Here is a 26,945-nt window from a genome sequence, read left to right as displayed (position 1 = left end):
TATCATAAAAAACAGAAAGATGAGGGATGACGATGAGCCATTTGTTAACGATGAGTGAATTATCGGAACAAGAAATTTCAGAAATCCTAAAAGACGCAGAAGATTTCGCGAATGGAAAAGAGAGAAAAACGACAGAGCAAACATTTGTTGCGAACTTGTTCTTTGAGAATAGTACGAGGACGAGATTTAGCTTTGAAGTTGCTGAGAAGAGATTAGGACTTGAAGTATTAGACTTTTCCGCAGATGCATCTAGCGTACAAAAAGGAGAAACTTTATACGATACGATAAGAACACTAGAATCAATCGGAACAAAAGCGGTAGTCATCCGCCATGAGCAAGATCGTTACTTCGATGAATTAAAAGATCAGGTGAATATCCCAATCTTGAACGCTGGAGATGGATGTGGAAATCATCCAACGCAATGTCTACTCGATCTTCTAACAATTAAACAAGAGTTTGGAAGATTTGAAGGTTTGAAGATTGCAATAGTTGGGGATGTTCGTCATAGCCGAGTAGCACGTTCTAATGCAGAAGCATTAACGAAACTGGGCGCGACAATTTACTTTGCAAGCCCAGAAGAGTGGAAAGATGAAGAGAACACATTTGGAACGTACAAGAGTTTAGATGAACTTGTTCCAGAAGTGGATGTGATGATGTTACTTCGTGTACAACATGAGCGTCATGACCATTATGAAACAGACATTATGAAAGAGTATCACGAGCAACATGGGTTAACAGTTGAAAGAGAAAAACGTATGAAAGAAGGAAGCATTATTATGCATCCAGCCCCTGTAAACCGTGATGTTGAAATTGCAAGTGAACTTGTCGAGTGTGAACGCTCACGCATATTCAAGCAAATGGAAAACGGGGTCTACGTAAGAATGGCTGTACTAAAACGCGCATTACCAAATGTATTAGGAGGAATGAAACATGAATTATTTGTTTAAAAATGGTCGTTATATGAATGAAGAAGGAACAATTGTAGCAACAGATCTTCTCGTACAAGACGGTAAAATTGCGAAGGTAGCAGAAAATATTACGGCAGATAATGCTGAAGTAATCGATGTAAATGGAAAGTTAATCGCACCTGGATTAGTAGATGTGCACGTTCATCTTCGTGAACCAGGTGGTGAACATAAAGAAACAATTGAAACAGGAACACTTGCAGCAGCAAAAGGTGGATTTACTACAATTTGCGCAATGCCAAACACACGCCCAGTACCAGATTGTAAAGAACATATGGAAGACCTGCAAAAGCGTATTAAAGAAAAAGCACATGTAAATGTATTACCATATGGAGCAATTACAGTACGTCAAGCAGGTTCTGAAATGACCGATTTTGAAACGTTAAAAGAACTTGGAGCGTTTGCTTTCACTGATGATGGCGTAGGCGTGCAAGATGCAAGCATGATGTTAGCTGCAATGAAGCGTGCATCGAAATTAAATATGGCAGTTGTTGCACACTGTGAAGAGAACACACTTATTAATAAAGGTTGTGTACATGAAGGGAAGTTTTCTGAGAAACATGGATTAAACGGTATCCCATCAGTATGTGAATCCGTACATATTGCCCGGGACATCTTACTTGCGGAAGCTGCAAATTGTCACTACCACGTATGTCACGTAAGTACAAAAGGATCTGTACGTGTAATCCGTGACGCGAAACGTGCTGGAATTAAGGTGACAGCAGAAGTAACACCGCATCACTTAGTATTATGTGAAGATGATATCCCATCGGCTGATCCTAACTTTAAAATGAATCCACCGCTTCGAGGAAAAGAAGATCATGCAGCGTTAATTGAAGGACTATTAGATGGAACAATTGATATGATCGCAACTGACCATGCACCGCATACTGCAGAAGAGAAAGCACAAGGGATTGAAAGAGCACCGTTCGGAATTACTGGTTTTGAAACAGCATTCCCGCTTTTATATACGAACCTTGTGAAAAAAGGAATCATTACATTAGAGCAACTGATTCAATTCTTAACAGAAAAACCGGCTGACACATTCGGTTTAGAAGCAGGGCGCCTAACAGAAGGTAGAACAGCTGATATTACAATTATCGATTTAGAACAAGAAGAAGAAATTGATCCAACAACATTCTTATCAAAAGGAAAAAATACACCATTCGCAGGTTGGAAATGCCAAGGTTGGCCGGTTATGACAATCGTTGGTGGTAAGATCGCATGGCAAAAGGAGAGTGCATTAGTATGAAAAGACAACTTATCTTAGAAGATGGAACAGTATTAATTGGAAAAGGTTTCGGAGGAGAAATCGAAAAGTCAGGTGAGGTTGTATTTACAACTGGGATGACTGGATATCAAGAAACTTTATCTGATCCATCATACTGTGGTCAAATCGTAACATTTACGTATCCATTAATCGGAAACTACGGCATTAACCGTGATGATTTTGAATCAATTCACCCATCTGTAAATGGTTTAATCGTAAACGAAATTTGTGATCACCCATCAAACTTCCGTAATGAAATTTCGCTAAATGATTACTTGAAAGAAAGAAATATCCCAGGATTAGCAGGAATTGATACGAGAAAATTAACAAGAAAAATTCGTCAATATGGAACTTTACGCGGACGTCTTTGCAATATGGATGTGGATGTAGAGGACATCGTTAGCCAATTGAAAGCAACTGTCTTTACAGATCATGTGAAACGCGTATCAACAAAAGATCCATATCCAAGTCCAGGCCGTGGACACCGAGTTGTACTTGTAGACTTCGGAATGAAACATGGTATTTTACGAGAATTAAATAAGCGTGATTGTGATGTAATTGTTGTACCTTACAATACAACAGCAGAAGAAATTCTACGCCTTAGCCCAGATGGAATTATGTTAAGTAATGGACCTGGGGACCCGAAAGATGTACCAGAAGCAATTGAAATGTTAAAAGAAATTATTGGTAAAGTTCCTTTATTCGGGATTTGCCTAGGACATCAATTGTTCGCCCTGGCATCTGGTGCGAATACAAGTAAGTTAAAATTCGGTCACCGTGGTTTAAATCATCCAGTAAAAAATCTTGCAACTGGAAAAGTGGCAATTACATCTCAAAACCATGGTTACGCAGTAGAAGAAGAATCAGTTGGAAATACAGAACTGGAAATTACACATGTTGCTTTAAATGATGGAACAGTAGAAGGTCTTCGTCATACGAAGTTCCCAGCATTTACAGTGCAATACCATCCAGAAGCTTCTGCAGGACCAGAAGATGCAAATGATTTATTCGAAGATTTCTTAGCAATGATTGAAAACTTCAAGAAAGAAGGGGAAGAGTTATGCCAAAACGCCTAGACATTAACACAATTTTAGTAATCGGATCAGGACCAATTGTAATTGGGCAAGCAGCAGAGTTTGATTACTCTGGTACACAAGCTTGTCAATCTCTTAGAGAAGAAGGTTACAAAGTAATCCTTGTTAACTCTAACCCAGCAACAATTATGACAGATACTGCAACAGCAGATAAAGTATATATAGAACCATTAACATTAGAATTCGTAAGCCGTATCATTCGTAAAGAACGTCCAGATGCACTCTTACCAACATTAGGTGGTCAAACAGGCCTAAACATGGCTGTTGAACTTGCGAAATCAGGCATACTTGAAGAGTGCGGAGTTGAAATTTTAGGAACAAAATTATCAGCAATCGAGCAAGCCGAGGATCGTGATTTATTCCGTACATTAATGCAGGAATTAAATGAACCAATTCCATCTAGCACGATTATTCATACGCTGGAAGAAGCACATGAATTTGTAAAAGAAATTGGTTATCCAGTTATTGTTCGCCCAGCATTTACAATGGGGGGAACAGGTGGCGGAATCTGTAATAATGAAGAAGAACTAATTGAAATCGTATCAGGTGGATTAAAACATAGTCCAGTAACACAATGTTTATTAGAAAAGAGTATTGCCGGTTGTAAGGAAATTGAATATGAAGTAATGCGTGATTCGAATGATAACGCGATTGTAGTATGTAACATGGAAAATATCGATCCGGTTGGGGTTCACACAGGTGATTCTATCGTTGTAGCACCGAGCCAAACATTAAGTGACCGTGAGTATCAAATGTTACGAAACACTTCATTAAGAATTATTCGTGCATTAGGAATTGAAGGTGGATGTAACGTTCAGCTTGCACTTGATCCACATAGCTTCCAATACTATGTAATCGAAGTAAACCCGCGTGTGAGTCGTTCGTCTGCACTAGCATCTAAAGCAACTGGATATCCAATTGCGAAGCTAGCGGCGAAAATTGCAGTTGGTTTAACATTAGATGAAATTATAAACCCAGTAACACAAAAAACATACGCTTGCTTCGAGCCAGCATTAGACTATGTTGTTTCAAAAATTCCACGTTGGCCATTTGATAAGTTTGAATCAGCAAACAGAACACTTGGTACACAAATGAAGGCAACTGGTGAAGTTATGTCAATTGGACGTAACTTAGAACAATCATTATTAAAAGCGATCCGTTCTTTAGAGCTTGGCGTTTATCACCTAGAGTTAGACCACTTAAAAGAGCTTGATAAAGAAACTATGAAAAAGCGTATTATAAAAGCTGATGACGAGCGTCTGTTCGTTGTAGCAGAAGCGATCCGTCAAGGTGTAACGAAAGAAGAAATCAACGAATGGTGTGAAATGGACTTCTTCTTCTTACAAAAAGTTGAAAATATCGTAAACATGGAACGCGAAGTAAAAGCGAATGTAGGAAATATGGAAGTGTTACAATCTGCGAAAGAAATGGGCTTCAGTGACCATTACATCGCCAATGCTTGGAACAAAACAGAGCGTGAAATTTACGATATGCGTAAAGAAAGCAATATGACTCCTGTTTATAAGATGGTAGATACTTGTGCGGCAGAGTTTGAATCTGCAACACCATACTACTACAGCACATATGGTGACGAGAATGAATCGATTGTAACAGATCGTAAGAGTGTAGTTGTACTAGGATCTGGTCCAATCCGTATTGGTCAAGGTGTTGAGTTTGATTATGCAACAGTTCACTCTGTATGGGCAATAAAAGAAGCTGGGTATGAGGCAATCATTGTTAATAACAACCCAGAAACAGTTTCAACAGACTTCAGTATTTCTGACAAATTATACTTTGAACCATTAACAATCGAAGATGTAATGCACATTATCGATTTAGAAAAGCCAGAAGGTGTTATCGTCCAATTCGGTGGACAAACGGCAATTAACTTAGCGGCTAAATTAGAAGCACACGGTGTGAAAATTTTAGGAACATCACTTGAAGATTTAGACCGTGCAGAAGATCGTGATAAGTTTGAAGCAGCTTTAACAAAGCTTGGTATCCCGCAACCAGTTGGTAAAACAGCAACGACTGTAGAGCAAGCAGTAGCGATCGCTGACAAAATTGGTTACCCAGTATTAGTAAGACCATCTTACGTACTAGGTGGACGTGCGATGGAAATCGTATATCGTCAAGAAGAATTACTGCACTACATGAAAAATGCGGTTAAAGTTCACGCAGATCACCCAGTATTAATCGACCGTTATATGGTTGGTAAAGAAATTGAAGTAGATGCAATTTCAGACGGTGAGAATGTATTCATTCCAGGTATTATGGAACATATCGAACGCGCTGGAGTTCACTCTGGGGATTCAATTGGAGTATATCCACCACAGAGCTTATCTGAAAAACTAAAAGAACAAATTATTGAGCATACAATTGGGCTTGGAAAAGGTTTAAACATTGTTGGATTACTAAACATTCAGTTTGTAGTATTCAAAGATGAAGTGTATGTAATTGAAGTAAATCCACGTGCGAGCCGTACAGTACCATTCTTAAGTAAAATTACAGGCGTACCGATGGCAAATATCGCAACGAAAGTTATTTTAGGTCAAAACCTTGTAGAACAAGGATATGGAACTGGCTATCACCCAGAAGAGAAGGAAGTGTATGTAAAAGCACCGGTATTCTCATTTGCGAAACTACGCTCAGTTGATACAACATTAGGGCCTGAAATGAAATCAACAGGGGAAGTAATGGGTAAAGATTTAACGCTTGAAAAAGCATTATATAAAGGACTTGTTGCTTCAGGAATTAACATTCCAACGCACGGATCAGTAATCATCACTGTAGCGGATAAAGATAAAGAAGAAGCGCTGGAAATCGCAAAACGCTTCCATGAAATCGGCTATAACTTATTAGCAACAGCAGGAACAGCACAATCGCTAACAGAACAAAACATTCCGGTGCAAGTTGTAAACAAAATTGATTCTGAAGACTACAACTTACTTGATATTATTCGTCAAGGGAAAGCACAGTTTGTAATCAATACATTAACAAAAGGCAAACAACCAGCGCGTGATGGTTTCCGCATTCGCCGTGAATCAGTAGAAAATGGTGTGGCCTGCTTAACATCACTTGATACAACGAGAGCAATCTTGGGAGTATTAGAATCTATGACATTCTCAGCTCATTCAATGAAAGAAATTACGCAAACGAAGCGTCACGAGGTGGTACATGCATGATGCAAAAGCAAAATATGATCGTCGTTAACCAAAAAGAAATCGCAAAAAACATTTACGAATTAGTGCTTCAAGGGGATTTAGTGCAGCAAATGAACGATCCAGGGCAGTTTGTACACATTAAGGTAGCAGAGGGCATTACGCCCCTTCTGCGCCGCCCAATTAGTATTTGTAATGTCGATCAAGACAAGAACGAATTTACAATGCTATATCGTGCGGAAGGACAAGGGACAAAAACATTAGCGAAAAGAAAACAAGGTGAACTTGTAGATGTGTTAGGACCACTTGGTCATGGATTTCCTGTAGAAGAAGCGGAATCTGGACAAACGGCTCTATTAGTTGGTGGAGGAATTGGTGTACCACCACTATATGAATTGTCACAGCGTCTTGTAGCAAAAGGAGTACGCGTTATTCACATCTTAGGTTTCCAAACGAAAGATGTTGTCTTCTATGAAGAGAAATTCGCAGAACTTGGTGATACGTATGTTGCAACTGTTGATGGTACACATGGTACAAAAGGGTTTGTAACAGATGTAATCGATAGCTATGGAATTGACTTTGACATTCTCTACTCATGTGGACCTTTAGCGATGCTTCGTGCATTAGAAGGACGCTATAAGGAGAGAAAAGCCTACATTTCATTAGAAGAACGTATGGGCTGTGGTATCGGAGCATGTTTCGCATGTGTATGCCATTTGCAAGCAGATCCGAGTGGACATTCTTACAAGAAGGTGTGTAGCGACGGACCAGTATTTCCAATCGGGGAGGTTGTACTATGAACAGATTGCAAGTTGAATTACCAGGGTTATCATTAAAAAATCCAATCATCCCAGCATCTGGTTGCTTCGGATTTGGTCGTGAGTATGCACAGTTCTATGATTTAAGTGTACTTGGATCAATTATGATTAAAGCGACAACAGAACAACCTCGTTATGGAAACCCAACGCCTCGTGTTGCTGAAACACCAGGCGGAATGCTAAATGCAATCGGGCTTCAAAATCCTGGATTAGAAAAGGTAATGAATTCTGAATTACCTTTTCTCGAGCAATTTGATCTTCCGATTATTGCAAACGTTGCGGGTTCACAAGCTGAGGATTACGTAGCGGTTGCGAAGGCGATTTCAAAGGCACCTAATGTTCATGCGCTAGAATTAAATATTTCTTGTCCAAACGTAAAAACGGGTGGTATCGCTTTTGGTACAAATCCTGAAATTGCTGCTGATTTAACGAAGCGAGTAAAAGAGGTTTCTGAAGTACCGGTATATGTGAAATTGTCACCGAACGTGGCAAACATTGTGGAAATTGCAAAAGCAATTGAAAATGCGGGTGCGGACGGTTTAACGATGATTAATACATTGCTTGGTATGCGTCTAGATTTAAAAACTGCAAAACCAATTTTAGCAAACCGTACGGGCGGAATATCAGGGCCTGCGATTAAGCCAGTAGCAATTCGTATGGTACATGAAGTAAGTCAAGCGGTTAACATTCCGATCATCGGAATGGGTGGTATTGAAACAGCGGAAGATGTAATTGAATTCTTCTATGCTGGCGCAAGCGCGGTTGCAGTTGGAACGGCGAACTTTATCAATCCGTTCGTATGTCCGACAATTATTGAAGAATTACCAGCATTACTAGATGAATTAGGATTTGATCATATTTCGGAATGTCAAGGAAGGAGCTGGAAGCAAACATGTCACAGTCGTTAATCGTTGCACTAGATTTTCCAGGGAAACAAGAGGTAGAACAATTCTTACACCACTTTGAAGGGGAAGAGTTATTTGTCAAAGTTGGTATGGAGTTGTTTTACAAAGAAGGTCCTGCAATTATTACGTACTTAAAAGAAAAAGGACATAAAATCTTCCTAGATTTAAAACTTCATGATATTCCGAATACGGTAAAAAGCGCTATGCGTAGCCTAGCTAGTCTAGATGTAGATATGGTAAATGTTCATGCTGCAGGGGGAAGCAGTATGATGAAAGCTGCGATTGAGGGATTAGAGGAAGGTAAGCAAGAAGGAAAAGAGAGACCGATTTGTATTGCCGTTACACAATTAACAAGCACTTCGGAAGCTATGATGAAAAAAGAGATTGGCATTGAGAAAACGTTAGAAGAAGCGGTTGCTCATTATGCAAAATTAACGAAAGAAAGTGGACTTGATGGAGTTGTTTGTTCAACACTTGAAGTACCAAAATTACGTGAAGTATGCGGAAATGAATTTGTAACAGTAACACCGGGGATTCGTCTTGCAAGCGATGATGTAAATGACCAAGTGCGCGTAGCAACACCGAAACGTGCGAGGGAACTTGGTTCAAGTTACATCGTAGTTGGACGTAGTATTACAAAAGCAGAAAATCCGCTTGAAGCGTATAAAACAGTAAAACAACAGTGGGAAGGTGTAACAGTATGAAAAAAGAAATCGCATCGCATTTATTAGAAATTGGAGCAGTATTTTTACAACCGAATGACCCATTTACTTGGTCTTCTGGTATAAAATCACCAATTTATTGTGATAATCGCTTAACTTTATCTTATCCAAAAGTACGCCAAGCGATTGCAGCTGGATTAGAAGAGTTAATTAAAGAGCACTTCCCAACTGTAGAAGTTATTGCAGGAACAGCAACTGCTGGTATTGCGCACGCTGCATGGGTAAGCGATCGTATGGATTTACCAATGTGCTACGTGCGTAGTAAAGCAAAAGGTCACGGTAAAGGGAACCAAATCGAAGGAAAAGCTGAAAAAGGTCAAAAAGTAGTAGTAGTAGAAGACTTAATTTCAACTGGCGGTAGTGCAATTACATGTGTAGAAGCACTTCGCGAAGCTGGCTGTGAAGTATTAGGAATCGCATCAATCTTCACATACGAGCTTGAGTCAGGAAAAGAGAAACTAGAAGCAGCAAACGTAGCATCATATTCTTTAAGTGATTACAGTGCATTAACTGAAGTTGCAGCAGAAAAAGGTATGATCGGACAAGCTGAAACGAAAAAATTACAAGAGTGGCGGAAAAATCCAGCTAATGAAGCTTGGATCACAGCGTAACACGAAAAAAGACGACCGCGGGGGAACGCGGTCGTCTTTTTTATATAATTGTTAAAATTTCATGTAAAGAATAGATAGTAGGAACATCACACTTGAGTTGCAAGTTATCCCGATTTAACCATATCCCTTGCATTCCAGCTGCTGTACTACTAATTGCATCTGTTTCTAATCGATCGCCAATATAATAGCAATTTTTCATTTCAAGATTCGATTGTAATACAGTTCTTTGAAAAATTTCAGGGTCTGGTTTCGATATACCAATTTCACTAGAAGTAAATATATATTTGAAATATTGTAGAATGTTTAGAGCAGTTAATTTTTCGACTTGTTGCTCATAGTCACCATTGCTAATGATACCTAATGAGTGCCCTCCTTGCTGCAAGGTCTGTAATGTATAGTGTACATCTTCAAACGCGGCCCAGTTGTTCTTATATAGTTCTATATATTGATTGAATTTGTGCTGAGATTCCCCGGGTGATAAGTTTACTCCATATGTTTTAAATAAATGATACATTCGCATCCCTTGTTGTTCTTGAAAAGATAATTCTTTGGATAAAAATTTGTTGAAATATTGTTCGGATAATTCATGCCATAGTTTCGTGGCCTCTAATTCATTACCTGAAAAAATAGTATTATATATTTGAAAGAAATCTATAATACCATTTCTTTCAGCAGTCTCATAATCAAGTAAAGTTCCATCGACATCAAAGAAAATCATATTACAATCTCCTCGCTAATAACTATTTAGCGTTTTCTACAACTTCATATCCTCTTACAAACAATAGAGTCATATAAGAAACAATAAATGAGAAGATGCTATACATGCCAACCCAAAAGAAAAATTTTGGAGTAAAGGCGATAACACCTATTATTAAAAAACTAGCAAACGTTACAATCGGCATTACGTAATACGTTTTTGTTCTACGTGTTCCAATAACAGAAACGATAAAGATAAGTAATGGACAAATTAATAAGACGAAAATCAATTCATTCATAGTTATGTCCCCTTTTCTAATTGAAGTAATCTGTTTCTCGTAAACGTTTTGAAATAATTACTCTCTTAATATAATTTCGCTACGTAATACATAAACCCTTTTGAAGGTTAGTATGTTTCAATATTTAACCTAAAAAGGCGTAAGCAAGTATTATCTTGCTTACGTTACAGGATAAACATCGCAACGATCGTGGTGACGATTAAGCCAATCACAACTGGTAAAAAGTTTCGGCGTGCAAGTTCAAACGGATCTACTTTGCATATGGCAGCGGCAGGAATAAGCGCCCAAGGAATTAAAGTGCCACCGCCGGTCCAGATTGCTGCAATTTGCCCGAGTGCTGTTAATGTAGCTGTTCCATGCCCAAGTGCTGTTCCGAAAAGGTTTGCAATCGAACCAGCAAGTGATATACCGGAAAATCCAGATCCATCTAAGCCTGTTATGACACCAACGATAGTTAATGTTCCCGCCGATACATATTGGTTTAAAGGAACAGTTTGAGATAAGGCGATTCCTAAGTCGTTAATGATTCCATGTGAACCTTTCGGTAAATAGTCCCCGATAATTTTCACAAAGCCGCTATCTCCTAAATAAAAGAGTGCAGCAATTGGGATAACTGGACCAAAGATTTTAAATCCAAATTGGAGCCCTTCTATAAAATAATCGGTCGTTTTATTCAGTCCATTACCTTTGTAGGCGATGAGAGAAATGATGATAATCATAATAACAGTCGTCCCGCCGATAAGTGCAGTGGCGTCGCTTCCTTGTAGTTTAAATTGAATCATGCAAAGAATATCTATGGCATATACGATCGGAATACCAATAGCGAGCCATTTTTTTGTCCGAGAAGATAATGAAGTGAGCGTTTTAGAAGACTCAGTTGATGGAATAGATTCTTGTATAGATAAGCCTGTATGAAATTCTTTTCGTAAGAAGAAAAATGCGACGGAAGTTGTCACAATACCCATAACAATAACGAGGGGAACACTGGCTGAAACAACGCTGGAAACAGGAAGACCAGCAGCGTCTGCAGTTAATTTCGGTGCACCTTGAATTACGAAGTCACCAGATAAGGCGATGCCGTGTCCGAATAAGTTCATAGCGATTGCGACTCCAATTGGCGGAAGGCCGACGCGTACAGCGACTGGTAATAAAATGGCCCCCATTAAGGCGACAGCTGGAGAAGGCCAAAAGAAAAAGGAAATTGTCATCATTAAAAGACCGATAATCCAGTAGGCATGTGCAGGTGTACGAATCATCTTTGTAAATGGTGAAATCATCGTATCATTTATGCCGGTATGAACGAGTAGATTGCTCATTGATACGATAATGGAGATGATTAATATAGTTGGTAATAGTTCGGTAATGGCGTAAATGAAACTTTGAAAGATACCACTAATGGCAAGAGGGATAGAACTTGTAGCGGTTAATGCTAATAAAAAGATAAAAACGATACAAATGATCGTCGTATCTTTTCTAAAAATAAAAAAGGTAATAATAGTGAGTAAACAAAGAACATAGAGAGCATGTAAAAGCGTTAATTCAACTCCCATAACATTCACATCCTTTAGGCGTTCGTGTAGTTCATTGTATGAAAGCGGTGAAGGTATGTGAGTATAGGAAAAAGAAAAAAGTGAAATTTCATGTATCGTAATGGTAAGGAGTAGAAATGGATGTTAAAATACAATTAATCCTAAAAATGGAATTAAAGGAGGTCTTATGCGCAAAGAAATTGGATTTTGGGGATTTATCATATCTTGTAGTCTATTAATCATTTTAAATCTGCTTACAAACAATGAATGGATAAGTATCATACCTGTTCTCGGGTTTGTTTTTATACTGTTATATCGTTGGGATGACATGAAACAACATGGTAAGAAAAGTATTGGAATTATGATAGGTATCATTGTTGTTTGTTCATTTGTCGTAGGGGTTATTTTAATAGAGGGCCAAAAGCAAATGGAGAAAATGTCTATTTTTCAAGATTGGATGTCTTCTGCGAAAGGTCTTTATCTTGTAATTGTAGTCGTTATTTTTCTAAGAGTCATGATAAGAATAGCAAGTTACATATTAAAGGAGAAGTAGAATGGGGGAGTACGAATGAGAGAGAAAATAGGGTAACTAACTGTTACGATTTATTTAACCAATTATAACCAAAGTTAATTAAATATATCAGTAAGCCCTGCTAGTCAAGTGATTGGCTAGTAGTGAGGGTTAACTGCGGGCAATCCCTAAAGCTGATTGAACTACAACGTGGCTAGAAATGGCGAGCGTGAATGTCGCGAAAGCAGAAAAAATCAATCAGATCGTGCAAGGTTAAATCCTAAACACTAGAACAATGGGTCTTCCGCCTCGAATCATCTAAGTCAAAATTGATAAGATGAACGTTCAACGACTATCTCGTATAACTGACGAGAGTACATCACAAGCCTATGGTGGTGGAAAAATCCTCTATCTTTAAGTAGATAAACATATAGTCTGCGCTCATGTGAAAACATGAGAAGTTCATAAGAGAACTGGCTAAGGAATTGCGCCCTTAGTTGAACAAGATAAATTTTATTGAATCTATCAAACTTCATTGAATTTATCGAACGTATGTGCCACGTTAGGTTCAATGAGGTGAGAATAATAATGAAATTTTCACGAGTTAGTCAAGTATCGGAATTAACAGGTTTGCATCCGAGTAGTCTCAGGAGAATGCTGGTGGAACACGCTACTATTCAGAAGAATAAATCTTTCATTATCCGAAAGGTGAGTGCCCGAATAATCGCACAGTAAAGGAGTTAAATTCTGATGATATTGGCGAAGAAAGTCAGACTGATTCCAACGCCTGAACAAGAAAAAGTGCTTAGAAACCATGCTGGAGCTTCAAGGTTTGCTTATAACTATTGTAAAAGAATGAGTGATAGATACTATAAGCTATTCGGAAAATCTGTTTCACAGTTAGCTTTACAGAAACGATTTACAAAGATCAAGAAGCGAAAGCGATATGAGTGGTTAAATGACATCAACGCACAAGTTCCCAAACAGGCTTCAAAAGATTTTGACAAGGCGCGAAAAAATTCGTTCAAAAAGTACAAAAATGTCTATCACACTTCTTATAAAACCAAAAAAGATTTAATCCAAGGATTTTATGCCAATTATGAAAGACTGATTATAGGAAAGAAAGTAGTTCATATTCAGTCTATTGGAGAAGTGAAAACAAGCCAACAACTACCAAGAAACAAAAAAACATCAAATCCAAGAGTTACATTTGATGGTCGTCACTGGTGGATTAGTGTAGGGTTCAAAGAAGAATTCGAACCACAAGAACTAACCAATGAGTCGATTGGTGTGGACGTTGGTTTAAAAGAGTTGTTTGTAGCTTCTAATGGTACGAAAGAACGAAATATAAACAAAGATGCTAAGGTTAAAAAACTTTTGAAAAGGAAAAAGTCAGCGCAAAGAGATATGTCTAGGAGATTTAAAAAAGGTGTAAAAATTCAATCTGCCGGATATGAAAAAGCTAAAACTGAGCACCTGCGGTTATCTAGGAAAATTACGAATATCCGAAATAACCATATCCATCAAGCAACAGCTAAATTGGTGAAAACCAAACCAATGAGAATTGTTGTGGAAGACTTACCTATCTCAAACCTGTTAAAAAACAAAAAACTATCGAAAGCATTTTTATTTCAAAAATTAAACTTCTTCTTTCAATGTTTGTCATACAAGTGCGAGAAGTATGGCATTGAGTATGTAAAAGCTGATAAATGGTTCGCCTCAAGCAAGATTTGCTCATGTTGCGGAGTAAAATACGACCATTCAGTTCAACCAGAAGGACAGTGGAGTTTAAAAATACGTGAGTGGCGTTGTGTTGGGTGCAATAGCCATCATGATAGAGATTTAAATGCTTCGATAAATTTATCAAGATGGGTAAAATAAAAGCTTGATAATAGGAGGTAACGATACTGCCTCGTGTGGAGTGTTATACCCCTCGTCCCTTCGGGGTTGCGAGAACACGATGAAGCACTAACTTGTGTAAATTTGATTGAATTGCATAGATTTAGTTAAGTTTATCGTATCGGTATTATGGTGTGCTCGTTTGTTTACTATTATCAGTTATTTCAGGGCAATTTCTTAAAAGTGAATGGGTGCCAGTTATATTATGTATAGGAGTATTGATTTTTGCACCTATGTATCGCTGGAAGGAATGGAAAGCATATAGCCGAAAAAAGAAAATTGTTTTCAGCATCGAGTTTGTCATTATAATTAGCACAATTCCGTTTTTGTTATTGAAAGGAAATGAGATAATAGATGGAATTGTAATGTTTCAAGGGTGGTTATTTATTGCGAAATTGCTATATTTAATATGTATATTAATGTCGGTAGCGGTAATCGCTAAAAAAGTAAACGAAAAGCTATTCGCTGATGAATAAAAGAAAATGCCACCTTATTCGGTGGCATTTTTTTCTATGATTTTAACAAGGGATAACAATTAGTTCCCGATTTGATTTTGTAATAACTTCATATCCGTCTTTTGTAATGACGATATCATCTTCAATTCTACAACCGCCCCAGTTCGGTATGTAAATACCAGGTTCAACGGTAACAACCATACCTTCTTCTAAAGTAGCCTTACTTTCTTGGGATAGGCGAAGAGGTTCATGTATTTCTAACCCAAGACCATGACCGGTAGAGTGTCCAAAATATTGACCGTATCCATGTTCTGTAATGTAATCTCTCGTTATATCATCGATACTTTTCGCAGTTTCCCCAGGTTTAATTGCTTCCGTCCCACGTTTTAACGCTTCTCGTACAACATTGTATATCTTTTTGAATTCTTCTGATGGTTCCCCAATTGCTACAGTACGTGTTATATCGGAACAATATCCATCGTAAAGTGCACCGAAATCTAATGTAACGACGTCGCCTCGTTCGATTATTTTATTTGATGCAACTCCATGAGGAAGTGAAGAACGAACACCAGAAGCTACAATGATTTGAAATGAAGAGGATGTAGCCCCTTTTTTTCGCATGAAAAATTCTAACTCATCTCGTACATCATTTTCACTTATTCCTGGTTTTAGAAACGTAAGGATGTGGTGAAATGCTTCGTCAGCAATATTAGCTGCGATTTTCATTGTTTCTATTTCAGGCATGTCTTTAATAATACGAATATTTTCGATGATTTCGCACACTTGAACCATTTCCGCATGTACGTATTTTTGTAAGTTTTTATATTGTTGTAATGTCATGTTATTTTCTTCAATTCCAAGTTTTTGAATGTTTAATTTCGATACTTGATTTGCAACTTCTTTCTCTAAATTTCCTTTATGCATAACAATTTCAGCGTCTTTTATTTGTGATTTCGCTTGATCTACGTAGCGAAAATCAGTTATAAAAACCGCTTTATCCGCAGAGATTAAGACGACGCCAGCGCTGCCTGTAAAGCCTGTTGCATATTGGCGATTTTCTTTTTTTGTAATAAGTAATCCGTCAATTTCATATTTTTGTAGTTGATTTTGGATTTTATTAATTCTTAAAGTCATGTTAATTTCCCCCTTTTCACAGTATTGAATAAAGCAAATAGCGTGCCAAAATATATATTTGAGGAAAAAAGATAGTAGGAACTACATATGTTTTAGGGGAGATGAAAAATTAGCCCGCTATTTGTGAGAGGCGGTTTGTTCATAAAATCAAGATTACTTCAATAATCAGTGGGGGGATGAAAAAATATTGATTGGAGGTGCACTTTATATACATACTGTAAAAAAATTTATACAGATGTGAAATGACACTGTCAATTTTTTTGACAATATTGAAGGGAAGAAAGATGTTATGAATGAGTGAATGGATATATGAACTGAATTGAAACCATATAAAAAATGCGTCGCTAGCAAGCAACGCATTTTTTAATATTTACGCTTTTAATTTCATTACTGTATCAGCATCTGGTGTTACATATAATGTTTGTTGATTGTCATATGTAACAAATCCAAGTTTTGCACCGCTCGGTTTTTTGACATGGCGTACCTTTGTGAAATCTACAGGAACAGAACTAGAATCTTTTGCTTTACTGTAATAAGCAGCGATTTTAGCGGCCTCGTGTAAAGTCTCTTCCGTAGGTTCAAGAGAACGAATGACAACGTGGGACCCAGGTATGTCTTTCGTATGTAACCAAATTTCATCACGACGGGAGAATTTCGTTGTTAAATAATCATTTTGCTTATTGTTTTTACCGACGAAAATTTCTGTTCCATCACTAGCTAAATATTTGTCCAATACCGGTTTTGTCGGTTTTTTCTTTGTGTTGTTCTTCTTACGATTACGTACATAACCTTCTTCGGCCAGTTCTTCACGAATCTCTTCAATATCTTTTGAAGAAGCAACCTCCATTTGTTGAAGTAAGCTATCAAAATAAAGAATTTCTTCATTTGTTTTTTCGATTTGTTCTTCTACAACAACAACTGAATTTTTTGCTTTTTGATATTTTTGGAAATAGCGTTGTGCATTGTCGGATGGTGTTCTTAAAGGATCTAATGTGATTTTTACAGTCCCACCATTTTCGTCGTAATAGTTAACGACTTCTATCTCTTTATCACCTTTTTTCAAAGCGTACATATTGGCTGTAAGTAGCTCTCCAAATAGTTGGTATTTATCTGCTTTTCCGGCATCTTGTAATGTTTTTTCTAGTTTAATTAGCTTCTTTTCGTTTTTTGTTTTTTCATTTTGCATAAAGCGTTCTAAATCGTGAGCTTGTTGTTTTACACGATCGCGCTCTGCTTTACCAAAGAAGAAACGATCTAATAATTCACTAACAGATGAAAATGTTTTTTCGTTTCCTTGTAAGTGAGAAAGAGGGAATAGGTAAAAGAACTCTTTTCCATTTGCTGTTATCATTGCTGGCACGTACTGATGTGTTAGCAAAGGTTTTTGCAAGCTGAAGAAAGCTTCAGATAATGCTTTTTCATTTGCCATACCTGCTTTTTTTACAACTTCTTTTGCAAATAATGGGGAAATTCCCATGAATGCTCCGACAAGTTGTTTGTCCATGTTGCCAGATAAAAAGTCTAGCGGTTTAATAAAATCATTTTCTGTTTCGATAAGAAGCGGATTAATTTTATGTTGTGCCGGTGGGGCAACATATTCAGCTCCAGCATATACAGTACGATGTCGGTTTACCGCTAAAGAAACGTGTTTTAAGCTATCTAAAATAACATTTGTTTTCGTATCTACTAAGATAATATTACTGTGTCGTCCCATTATTTCGATTACTAATGTTTTTACTGATTCGTCACCGATTTCATTGCGACTGCGGACTGTAATTTGAATAATACGTTCTAAGTCAATTTGTTCAATTTTTTCAATAAATCCACCTTCTAAATGTTTGCGAAGAAGCATACAAAACATCGGCGGTAGCGCTGGTGAATTGTAGTTTTGATTTGTTAAGTGCATACGCGCATATGTAGGGTGAGATGAAAGAATTAGCTTTTGGTTTTTTCCGTTTGCTCGAATATGTAATAAAACTTCATATTTTGAGGGTTGATATATTTTTGAAATTCTTCCTGTTTGAAGAGAATTTGCAATTTCATGTGTAATTGCTCTTGTAAATAATCCATCGAATGCCATGAATGAACACTCCTTTCTAACTAAAAGTTAATTATAGCATTTTTTTGGACGAGGCTGAATAAGCTTTCATTAGAGTATGTCTGGAATCAGGAGGTCGATGGCAGGATGAACTGGTATGAAATGCGAGCACATGAAGTGGAGGAAAGAACGAATACGAATGTGGAGGTAGGTCTTACAGAGCAAGAAGCAGAGGGCCGATTAAAGAAATTTGGTACAAATGAATTGCAAGAAGCAAAGCGGCCTTCTGCGCTTATGGTGTTTTTAGCGCAATTTAAAGATTTTATGGTACTTGTTTTATTTGGTGCTACAATTATTTCAGCTTTTTTAGGAGAGTATATTGATTCGATTGCAATTGTTGCAATTGTTATTATTAATGGTGTCCTCGGTTTCTTTCAAGAGAGGAAAGCTGAAAAATCGTTGGAAGCTTTAAAAGAATTGGCAGCTCCTCAAGTTACTGTACTAAGAAATGGGAAGTGGATAAAAGCGCCGTCAAAGGCGCTTGTACTAGGTGATATTATTAAATTTTCTAGTGGTGACCGTATTGGCGCGGATGTTCGCCTTGTGGAATCTTCAAGTTTATATATTGAAGAATCGGCTCTTACAGGAGAGTCATTGCCTGTACAAAAGAAGGTAGAGGCGTTACAAGGCCAAGATGTTTCAATTGGTGATCAAAAAAACATGGCATTTATGGGGACGATGATAACGAGAGGTGCTGGAACAGGGGTAGTCGTAGCAACTGGAATGAATACAGCTATGGGGCAAATTGCAAATATGTTGCAAAATGCTGAGCAAATGGAAACGCCATTACAAAGAAGATTAGAACAGCTTGGAAAAATTTTAATTATTGTTGCTCTTATTTTGACGGCTCTTGTTGTACTAGCTGGTGTATATCAAGGGAATGAAGTGTATCACATGTTTTTGGCTGGGGTTTCGCTTGCTGTTGCAGCTATTCCAGAAGGATTGCCAGCTATCGTTACGGTTGCGCTATCACTTGGCGTACAGCGTATGATTAAAAAGAGGGCAATTGTGCGAAAGTTGCCAGCTGTAGAAACGTTAGGCTGTGCTTCTGTTATTTGCTCAGATAAAACAGGAACAATGACACAAAATAAAATGATGGTAACACATATGTGGTCAGGCGGAGAATTGTGGAAAGTAACAGGTCAAGGCTATGAGCCAACAGGTTCGTTTATGAAAGGTGAAGCAGTAATTGACCCTACTAAGACGAAATCACTGTATCAACTACTTACATTTGGCTGTTTATGTAATAATGCGAATGTTATTCAAAAGAAAAAGACGTATGTGTTAGATGGAGATCCAACAGAGGGAGCTCTCGTTGCTGCTGCAATGAAGGCGGGAATATCACGTGAAGCTCTTAAAGGAAAGTTTGAAGTCATTCGTGAATTTCCTTTTGATTCAACTAGAAAAATGATGAGCGTTATCGTTCGGGATCGTGAAGGCAAAAAATTTGTTATTACAAAAGGAGCACCAGATGTTCTTTTGCAAATGAGTCAAACAATTTTGTGGGGAAATAAGCAGCAGCCTTTAAGTGAAATGTATCGAAAAGAAGTGCAGGCAGCGATTCATAGTTTAGGAAGTCAAGCTTTACGAACGATTGCGGTGGCATTTAAACCGTTAAAAGCTACAGATTCAATTGAACATGAAAGAGAAGTCGAGCAGGATTTTATGCTTGTTGGAATACAAGGAATGATAGATCCACCAAGACTAGAAGTGGCGCAAGCGGTGAAAGAGTGTAAGGAAGCTGGTATTAGAACGGTAATGATTACGGGAGATCATAAAGTGACGGCAATGGCAATTGCGGAACAGTTAGGGGTTTTACCGGCGGGTGGACGCGTTGTTGAAGGTGTAGAACTTGCGAATATGGATGTAGAGGCATTAGAAGATATTGTAGAAGATACGTATGTATTCGCTCGTGTGTCTCCTGAGCATAAATTAAAAATCGTTAAGGCGCTGCAAAATAAGGGACATATAGTAGCTATGACAGGTGATGGAGTGAACGATGCTCCAGCTATTAAAACAGCTGATATAGGGATTGCAATGGGAATTACAGGGACAGATGTTGCAAAAGAAGCTTCGTCACTTGTGTTGTTAGATGATAACTTTGCTACGATTAAATCGGCGATTAAAGAAGGTAGAAACATATATGAAAATATTCGGAAGTTTATTCGGTATTTGTTAGCATCTAACGTTGGTGAAATTTTAGTTATGTTATTTGCGATGTTACTTGCACTGCCATTGCCGATGGTTCCAATTCAAATTTTATGGGTGAACTTAGTTACTGACGGTTTACCAGCGATGGCATTAGGTTTGGATAAGGCTGAAGGAGATGTGATGAAGAGAACACCACGCCATCCGAAAGAAGGGGTGTTCGCTAGAGGGCTTGCGTGGAAAATTATAAGTCGTGGTTTTCTAATCGGAGCAGTGACATTAGTAGCGTTTATCATTGCATTTAACCAGCATCCGAATGAATTGAAGTATGCACAAACGGTAGCCTTCGCAACATTAGTACTGGCTCAGCTTATTCATGTATTTGATTGTCGTAGTGAACATTCTATATTTCACCGCAACCCGTTTGGAAATATATATCTAGTAGGGGCGGTTATTATTTCTTTACTGTTAATGCTTGTAGTTATATATTATCCACCATTACAGCCGATTTTTAGCACAATGCCGATACAAGCACGAGATTGGTTGTTAATTGGCGGATTATCATCTATTCCGACCTTCTTATTAGTAGGGTCCTTATTAACAAGAAAAAAGGAGAAAAAGAAAAAGCCGCTGTTATATAAGAAGGGATTAAACTTGAAATAGTCAATGATATGAAAATATGATATAATTTACAGAAGGTAGTAGAGTTGCATCTCTATTACCTTTTTCATTGAGTTATTTCATGGCTTGGATGTGATAAAGATGATTTGTAGTATGACAGGATTTGGAAGATCGAAGGTAGAAAACGATACTTTTCAAATAACAGTAGAAATGAAGTCGGTGAACCATCGTTTTTTAGAAATGAGTATTCGGCTTCCGAAGCAAATGATGGCGTTTGAAGACAAGATTCGTAAAATAATTGCAAAGCAAGTTCGCCGTGGACGTATTGAAGTGTCTATTAGTATAACAGGTGAAGGGCTTGTTGAAAGAAAATTAACTGTGAATTGGGAACTTCTCAAGCAGTACCAATCCATTATGGAAGATATAAAAGGGAAATTTCAATTACAAGATTCTATTACACTCGGGCAACTAATGGGAATGCCAGAAGTAACGGCAGTTGAAGAAATAGAAAATGTAAATGAACAATTTGAAACCGGTTTATATGAGGCTGTTCGCCAAGCTGCTCATATGTTGAAAACGATGAGAGATGGCGAAGGAGAACGATTACATAAAGATATAGCATATCGTTTGCAAGAGATTCATAATTGTGTAAATGCAATTATTCCACATGCACCAATTGTTACACAAAAATATCGTGAACGATTAGAAAATCGCTTAAAAGAATTACATAATCAAGATTTAGATGAACAACGATTGTTGACAGAAGTAGCAATATTTGCAGAGCGTTCAGATATTCACGAAGAATTAGTTCGATTACAAAGTCATTTAGATCAATTTCGTGAAGCACTGCAAATTACAGAGCCTGTTGGAAGGAAAATGGACTTCATCGTGCAAGAGATGCATAGGGAAGTTAATACGATAGGTTCTAAGGCAAATGACTTAACAATTTCAAAATATGTCGTAGAAATGAAAAATAACCTTGAAAAAATTCGTGAACAAGTACAAAATATTGAGTAGCTTTCAAAAAATATATAAAGTTATACGTGGTGGAGAAATCGGATAGACTTACTAGGAGGCGCAAACTATGGCCATGCGGTTTTTAAATATTGGATACGGAAATATTGTATCTGCTCATCGAATTATTGCTATTGTAAGTCCGGAGTCAGCTCCTATTAAACGGACAGTACAGGAAGCGCGTGAACATAATGCTTTGCTTGATGCTACGTATGGGAGAAAAACAAGGGCGGTTATTGTTATGGATGATGGGCATGTAGTATTAAGTCCAATTCAGCCAGAGACGATTGCACATCGTTTGAATAATAAAGAAGATTTAAGTGAGGAAGGGTAGGTTTTACATATTTATGAGAAGTAGAAGAGGATTGCTCATCGTTCTTTCGGGACCTTCTGGTGTCGGGAAAGGAACGGTTCGAAAAGAGCTGTTTAGCCATGAAGACACACGTTTTCAGTACTCTATTTCAGTAACGACACGTAAACCGCGTGAAGGTGAAGTAGATGGTGTGGATTATTTCTTTAAAGAGAGAGAAGAATTTGAAGAAATGATCCGTAATGAAAAGTTACTTGAATGGGCTGAGTTCGTTGGTAATTATTACGGAACACCGATTGATTATGTTGAAAAAACGTTACAAGAAGGAAAAGATGTGTTCTTAGAAATTGAAGTGCAAGGAGCAATTCAAGTTAAGAAAGCCTTCCCAGCAGGTGTATTTATTTTCTTAGCACCTCCAAGTTTATCTGAACTAAAGAACCGAATTGTCGGCCGTGGTACAGAAACTGAAGATGTTATTGAAAATCGTTTAACTGTAGCGAAAGAAGAAATCGAAATGATGGACGCTTATGACTATGTTGTAGAAAACGATCAAGTTGAATTAGCTTGCGACCGAATTAAAGCAATTGTGGTTGGTGAACATTGCCGCCGCGAAAGAGTGGCAAAATACTATAAAGAAATGACGGAGGGTCTATAATTATGTTAAATCCATCAATTGACTCATTATTAACAAAAATCGATTCTAAATATACACTTGTAACAGTAGCTGCAAAGCGTGCACGTGAAATGCAAATTGCTGACAATTGTGTTATTGAAAAGCCTGTTTCTTATAAATGTGTAGGTAAAGCATTAGAAGAAATCGATTTAGAAGTATTAAAATATGTACCAAGCGATGACACAATAATTGATTAAGACATTCTTTTCGACAAATTAAAACATAGACTTTATAATTTTCTATGTAACGGTAACAACCTATTTACAAGTAGGTTGTTATTTTTTTATGATAGGGAAGAAATAATCGTAAAAAGGTGGAACAACATATTGGTACTGACGAGCTGAAAATTCTATTTCAGTAGAATAAGTTTGAAAAAGAAAGAGGACGAGTCATATGCTAAAAGGGAAAAAGATACTTCTATGTGTAACAGGAGGCATTGCAGTTTTTAAAGCAGCTGCGTTAACGAGTAAATTGACACAAGCGGGTGCTACTGTAAAAGTAATGATGAGTGAATCGGCAATGAAGTTTGTTACACCTCTTACATTTCAAGCGCTTTCTCGCCACGATGTATATACGGATACGTTTGATGAAAAAGACTCAGCAGTTATCGCTCACATTGATTTAGCGGATTGGGCAGATGTTGTACTTGTGGCACCTGCTACAGCGAATTGCATTGGAAAGTTAGCTGGCGGTATTGCTGATGATATGATTACAACTACTTTGTTGGCTACTACAGCTCCAGTTTGGATTGCGCCTGCTATGAATGTGCATATGTATGAAAATAAAATTGTTCAAAAAAATATGATGACGTTAAAAGCGTTAGGATATACATTTATTGAGCCTGGCGAAGGCTTTTTAGCATGTGGTTATGTAGCTAAGGGAAGACTGGAAGAACCTGAAGTGATTATTAGAAGGTTAGAAGAGGTTTTCTCAGAACAAAAACCATTGCAAGGAAAGCGAATATTAATAACGGCTGGCCCGACACGTGAAAAGATTGACCCAGTCCGTTTTATGACGAATTTTTCTTCTGGAAAGATGGGGTATGCGATCGCAGAAGTTGCAGCAAGCTTAGGTGCTGATGTCATACTTGTTTCAGGACCGACAGCATTAGAGTCACCATTACATGTCACAACAATACAAGTAGAATCTGCACAAGATATGTTAGAGGCAGTCCTTCAGCATTATCAGAGTGTGGATGTTGTCATCAAAACAGCAGCCGTTGCAGATTACCGTCCGAAATATGTTCATGATAATAAAATGAAAAAGAAAAATGGCGATGCTGTAATTGAATTAGAAAGAACAGTGGATATTTTAAAAACGTTAGGTGAGAAGAAGGACCGACAGTTACTTATCGGTTTTGCAGCTGAAACGACAAACATAGAGGAATACGCAACGAGAAAATTACGTGAGAAAAATGCAAATATGATTGTTGCGAATGACGTGAAAGCGCAAGGAGCTGGGTTTGGTACGGATACAAATATTGTGACAATGTATAGAAAAGATGGAGAAATCATTGAGCTGCCACTTTTAACGAAGAAAGAAGTGGCTCGTGAAATATTAAAGCAAATAGAAATGATGTTAGAAGATGATTATGTATGAAGTTTGCAAGTGTAATTGTTGATGTACCTGCACGTCAAACAGATCGACCGTTTGATTATATTATCCCTAAAAAATGGGAAGATATCGTGCAAACAGGAATGCGTGTAGTAGTCCCATTCGGTCCGAGGAAATTGCAAGGTTTTATTATTGGCATAAAGGATTCGGTTGAACTAGAAAGTAAAAAGTTAAAAGCGTTGTATGAAATATTAGATGTCACTCCGGTTTTAAATGATGAATTATTAAAACTTGGGTATTGGCTTACAAGTGAAACGTTATGTTATATGATTTCAGCTTTTCAGGTGATGCTTCCGACGGCGATCAAAGCAACATATAAAAAGCGTCTGCAACTTCGTAACCGAGAAGAAGTAGCACCAGAAATTCTTTCTTTATTTCAAGGGAAGGAAACGATAGATTGGGAAGCTATCGAAGCACAGCCACACCTATATCGCACTATTCAACAAGAAATTAAAAATGGTACGACTGAAGTGGTTTATCAAGTAAAGGATAAAGTGCAGAAGAAGAAACAAAGAGTAGTTCAACCGGAGTTGCCGGCAGATAAATTGGAATTAGCAGCATTTGAACTGAAAAGTAAAAAACAACAAGATGTACTCTATTATTTTGTAGAAAACTACAAAAGTGTACCGTTAAAAAATTTAACAGAAGAATTACAAATAACAGATGCTCCAATAAAAGCACTTGTTAAAAAGGGTCTAATCTCAGAAAAGTATGTAGAAGTATACCGGAGTCCGTATGACGATGATGATTTTGAACAAACGAAACCATTTCCGCTTACTGAGGAACAAAAACAAGTAATTACACCGATTTTGTCATCAATTACAAATGAAACTTACAATCCATTTTTACTATATGGTGTTACAGGAAGTGGTAAGACTGAAGTGTATTTACAATCTATAGCAGCGGTGCTCGAGAAAGGAAAAGAAGCAATTGTGCTTGTTCCTGAAATTGCGCTAACGCCCCAGATGGTAGATCGCTTTAAAGGTAGGTTCGGTTCGCAAGTTGCAGTTCTTCACAGTGCGCTTTCTGTTGGCGAGAAATATGATGAATGGCGAAAGATATTAAGAAAAGAAGTGAAAGTTGTAGTTGGTGCGCGTTCAGCTATTTTTGCTCCATTCGAAAATTTAGGAATCATTATTATTGATGAAGAGCATGAATCAAGTTATAAGCAAGAGGATAACCCAAAGTATCATGCAAGAGATGTAGCAGTGTGGAGAGGACAATACCATAAGTGTCCAATCGTTCTCGGAAGTGCAACGCCGACACTTGAATCGTTTGCTAGAGCGAAAAAAGGTGTCTATGGGTTGCTTACAATGGAAAAACGTATGAACAAACAAGCTTTGCCGACTGTAGAAATTGTTGATATGCGTGAAGAGCTTCGTGATGGAAATCGCTCAATGTTTTCAAAGGCACTGCATGAAAAAATAGCAGATCGATTAGAAAAGAAAGAACAAATGGTTCTCTTTTTAAATAGAAGGGGTCATTCTACGTTTGTGATGTGCCGTGATTGTGGGTATGTCGTACAATGTCCGCATTGTGATATTTCGTTGACATATCACAAAATGAACCATCGTTTAAAATGTCATTATTGTAGTCATGAGGAAAATATGCCAACGGAGTGTCCTGCTTGTAATAGTACGTATATTCGTTTCTTTGGTACAGGGACGCAAAAGGTTGAAGAAGAAATCACAAAACTATTCCCTGAGGCGCGGGTCATTCGAATGGATGTGGATACAACAAGCCGTAAAGGAATGCATGAAAAATTATTAAAGGCGTTTGGTGAAGAGAAAGCAGATATATTACTTGGAACACAAATGATTGCAAAAGGGCTTGATTTTCCGAAGGTGACGCTTGTTGGCGTTTTAACGGCGGATACGATGCTTCATCTACCTGATTTTCGGGCGAGTGAAAAGACGTATCAGCTATTGACACAAGTGAGTGGACGTGCAGGAAGACATGAATTGCCAGGGGAAGTTGTAATTCAAACGTATACGCCGGAACATTACAGTGTAGAATTAGCAAAGAATCAACAATATGATGTATTTTATGAGCACGAAATGCAAATGAGGCAAATGAGACAATATCCGCCATATTACTACGTTGTACTTGTAACTGTATCTCATCCGGAATTATTAAAGGCAGTCCAAGTGACGGAAAAAATTGTCGGTCATTTACGAACGCATTGTTCAAGGCAAACGATGGTGTTAGGGCCGGTTGCTTCAGCAATTCCAAGGATAAAAGATAGATATCGTTACCAATGCATGATAAAATACAAACGGGAACCAAACTTAAAGAACGTGCTCAAAATGGTAAATGAACATTATCAAGCAGAAATGCAAAAAGAGCTACAAATCTCAATTGATTTTAATCCAACAATGTTAATGTAGCGGAGGGAAAT

23 protein-coding genes are annotated in these 26,945 nt (G+C 37.7%); 18 read left to right on the top strand and 5 right to left on the bottom strand.

The genetic code is table 11. The annotated features are described in order from the left end of the window. The first annotated feature begins 32 nt into the window (after positions 1-32). From pyrB to pyrE, 8 genes are read left to right on the top strand one after another with little or no spacing between them, the layout of a single operon-like run. Positions 33-947 carry an aspartate carbamoyltransferase gene (pyrB, locus tag ABH957_RS00550; RefSeq protein WP_002128846.1) on the top strand — a complete coding sequence of 305 codons (915 nt, stop codon included), beginning with the start codon at positions 33-35 and terminating at the stop codon, positions 945-947. Further along, complete coding sequence (gene pyrC / locus ABH957_RS00545; protein ID WP_033707133.1) at positions 931-2,217, top strand: dihydroorotase; 1,287 nt, start codon at positions 931-933, stop codon at positions 2,215-2,217. The genes pyrB and pyrC overlap by 17 nt, the downstream gene beginning before the upstream one ends. Next, the gene (locus ABH957_RS00540; RefSeq protein ID WP_002111416.1) at positions 2,214-3,311 is read left to right on the top strand and encodes a carbamoyl phosphate synthase small subunit; all 1,098 of its coding nucleotides are present in this window, start codon (positions 2,214-2,216) and stop codon (positions 3,309-3,311) included. Before pyrC ends, ABH957_RS00540 begins: the two co-directional genes overlap by 4 nt. Next, the gene (gene carB, locus ABH957_RS00535; RefSeq protein WP_219303430.1) at positions 3,296-6,514 is read left to right on the top strand and encodes a carbamoyl-phosphate synthase large subunit; all 3,219 of its coding nucleotides are present in this window, start codon (positions 3,296-3,298) and stop codon (positions 6,512-6,514) included. Before ABH957_RS00540 ends, carB begins: the two co-directional genes overlap by 16 nt. Further along, positions 6,511-7,290 carry a dihydroorotate oxidase B electron transfer subunit gene (gene pyrK, locus ABH957_RS00530; protein ID WP_002088239.1) on the top strand — a complete coding sequence of 260 codons (780 nt, stop codon included), beginning with the start codon at positions 6,511-6,513 and terminating at the stop codon, positions 7,288-7,290. The genes carB and pyrK overlap by 4 nt, the downstream gene beginning before the upstream one ends. Further along, positions 7,287-8,216: a dihydroorotate oxidase B catalytic subunit gene (gene pyrD, locus ABH957_RS00525; RefSeq protein WP_404510591.1), complete on the top strand. Its 930-nt coding sequence runs from the start codon at positions 7,287-7,289 to the stop codon at positions 8,214-8,216. Before pyrK ends, pyrD begins: the two co-directional genes overlap by 4 nt. After that, positions 8,201-8,917: an orotidine-5'-phosphate decarboxylase gene (pyrF, locus tag ABH957_RS00520; protein ID WP_000083510.1), complete on the top strand. Its 717-nt coding sequence runs from the start codon at positions 8,201-8,203 to the stop codon at positions 8,915-8,917. The genes pyrD and pyrF overlap by 16 nt, the downstream gene beginning before the upstream one ends. Beyond that, on the top strand, positions 8,914-9,546 hold the full coding sequence (gene pyrE, locus ABH957_RS00515) for an orotate phosphoribosyltransferase (RefSeq protein WP_404445011.1): 633 nt from the start codon (positions 8,914-8,916) through the stop codon (positions 9,544-9,546). The genes pyrF and pyrE overlap by 4 nt, the downstream gene beginning before the upstream one ends. Positions 9,547-9,586: 40 nt before the next feature. Here the strand turns inward: pyrE and ABH957_RS00510 are convergent, their stop codons facing one another. The 3 genes from ABH957_RS00510 to ABH957_RS00500 form a co-directional block, all read right to left on the bottom strand. After that, on the bottom strand, positions 9,587-10,264 hold the full coding sequence (locus tag ABH957_RS00510; RefSeq protein WP_404510589.1) for an HAD family hydrolase: 678 nt from the start codon (positions 10,262-10,264) through the stop codon (positions 9,587-9,589). A gap of 22 nt (positions 10,265-10,286) precedes the next feature. Next, the gene (locus tag ABH957_RS00505; protein ID WP_002088235.1) at positions 10,287-10,541 is read right to left on the bottom strand and encodes a YbeF family protein; all 255 of its coding nucleotides are present in this window, start codon (positions 10,539-10,541) and stop codon (positions 10,287-10,289) included. A gap of 164 nt (positions 10,542-10,705) precedes the next feature. Beyond that, the gene (locus ABH957_RS00500; RefSeq protein WP_242307897.1) at positions 10,706-12,091 is read right to left on the bottom strand and encodes a hypothetical protein; all 1,386 of its coding nucleotides are present in this window, start codon (positions 12,089-12,091) and stop codon (positions 10,706-10,708) included. A gap of 166 nt (positions 12,092-12,257) precedes the next feature. Between ABH957_RS00500 and ABH957_RS00495 the strand changes: the two genes are divergently transcribed. The 3 genes from ABH957_RS00495 (at position 12,258) to ABH957_RS00485 (ending at position 14,956) form a co-directional block, all read left to right on the top strand. Next, positions 12,258-12,623 carry a YoqO family protein gene (locus ABH957_RS00495; protein WP_016120741.1) on the top strand — a complete coding sequence of 122 codons (366 nt, stop codon included), beginning with the start codon at positions 12,258-12,260 and terminating at the stop codon, positions 12,621-12,623. A gap of 708 nt (positions 12,624-13,331) precedes the next feature. Further along, positions 13,332-14,462 (top strand): RNA-guided endonuclease InsQ/TnpB family protein, encoded by a 1,131-nt coding sequence (locus tag ABH957_RS00490; RefSeq protein WP_404491033.1) that lies wholly within the window; start codon positions 13,332-13,334, stop codon positions 14,460-14,462. Positions 14,463-14,614: 152 nt separating this feature from the next. Then, complete coding sequence (locus tag ABH957_RS00485) at positions 14,615-14,956, top strand: YoqO family protein (protein WP_404491032.1); 342 nt, start codon at positions 14,615-14,617, stop codon at positions 14,954-14,956. 42 nt (positions 14,957-14,998) lie between these two features. Here the strand turns inward: ABH957_RS00485 and ABH957_RS00480 are convergent, their stop codons facing one another. Together ABH957_RS00480 and ABH957_RS00475 are read right to left on the bottom strand one after the other, a co-directional pair. Next, positions 14,999-16,069 carry a M24 family metallopeptidase gene (locus ABH957_RS00480; protein WP_002128840.1) on the bottom strand — a complete coding sequence of 357 codons (1,071 nt, stop codon included), beginning with the start codon at positions 16,067-16,069 and terminating at the stop codon, positions 14,999-15,001. A gap of 370 nt (positions 16,070-16,439) precedes the next feature. Then, positions 16,440-18,149: an Rqc2 family fibronectin-binding protein gene (locus ABH957_RS00475; RefSeq protein ID WP_404445025.1), complete on the bottom strand. Its 1,710-nt coding sequence runs from the start codon at positions 18,147-18,149 to the stop codon at positions 16,440-16,442. 105 nt (positions 18,150-18,254) lie between these two features. Between ABH957_RS00475 and ABH957_RS00470 the strand changes: the two genes are divergently transcribed. The 7 genes from ABH957_RS00470 to priA all read left to right on the top strand — a co-directional run bounded on the left by ABH957_RS00470 (position 18,255) and on the right by priA (position 26,934). Then, positions 18,255-20,978 (top strand): calcium-translocating P-type ATPase, SERCA-type, encoded by a 2,724-nt coding sequence (locus ABH957_RS00470; RefSeq protein ID WP_002066776.1) that lies wholly within the window; start codon positions 18,255-18,257, stop codon positions 20,976-20,978. Positions 20,979-21,077: 99 nt separating this feature from the next. Further along, positions 21,078-21,953: a YicC/YloC family endoribonuclease gene (locus ABH957_RS00465; protein WP_002088227.1), complete on the top strand. Its 876-nt coding sequence runs from the start codon at positions 21,078-21,080 to the stop codon at positions 21,951-21,953. A gap of 67 nt (positions 21,954-22,020) precedes the next feature. Continuing rightward, positions 22,021-22,284, top strand: a complete 264-nt coding sequence (remA, locus tag ABH957_RS00460; RefSeq protein WP_001251456.1) for an extracellular matrix/biofilm regulator RemA — start codon at positions 22,021-22,023, stop codon at positions 22,282-22,284. 13 nt (positions 22,285-22,297) lie between these two features. Beyond that, complete coding sequence (gene gmk, locus ABH957_RS00455) at positions 22,298-22,915, top strand: guanylate kinase (protein ID WP_002014492.1); 618 nt, start codon at positions 22,298-22,300, stop codon at positions 22,913-22,915. Between the two features lie 2 nt (positions 22,916-22,917). Beyond that, positions 22,918-23,130: a DNA-directed RNA polymerase subunit omega gene (gene rpoZ, locus ABH957_RS00450; RefSeq protein ID WP_002014493.1), complete on the top strand. Its 213-nt coding sequence runs from the start codon at positions 22,918-22,920 to the stop codon at positions 23,128-23,130. A 196-nt stretch (positions 23,131-23,326) separates the two neighbouring features. After that, positions 23,327-24,532, top strand: coding sequence for a bifunctional phosphopantothenoylcysteine decarboxylase/phosphopantothenate--cysteine ligase CoaBC (gene coaBC / locus ABH957_RS00445; RefSeq protein ID WP_404445033.1), 1,206 nt, complete (start codon positions 23,327-23,329; stop codon positions 24,530-24,532). Beyond that, positions 24,529-26,934 carry a primosomal protein N' gene (gene priA, locus ABH957_RS00440; protein WP_002137952.1) on the top strand — a complete coding sequence of 802 codons (2,406 nt, stop codon included), beginning with the start codon at positions 24,529-24,531 and terminating at the stop codon, positions 26,932-26,934. The genes coaBC and priA overlap by 4 nt, the downstream gene beginning before the upstream one ends. Positions 26,935-26,945 lie beyond the last annotated feature (11 nt).

The sequence above is a fragment of the Bacillus sp. RC242 genome, from assembly GCF_044908245.1.
GTDB classification, from domain to species: domain Bacteria; phylum Bacillota; class Bacilli; order Bacillales; family Bacillaceae_G; genus Bacillus_A; species Bacillus_A mycoides.
Note: the sequence above shows the minus strand (reverse complement) of the source record. Positions and strands in the feature narration are given on the sequence as shown.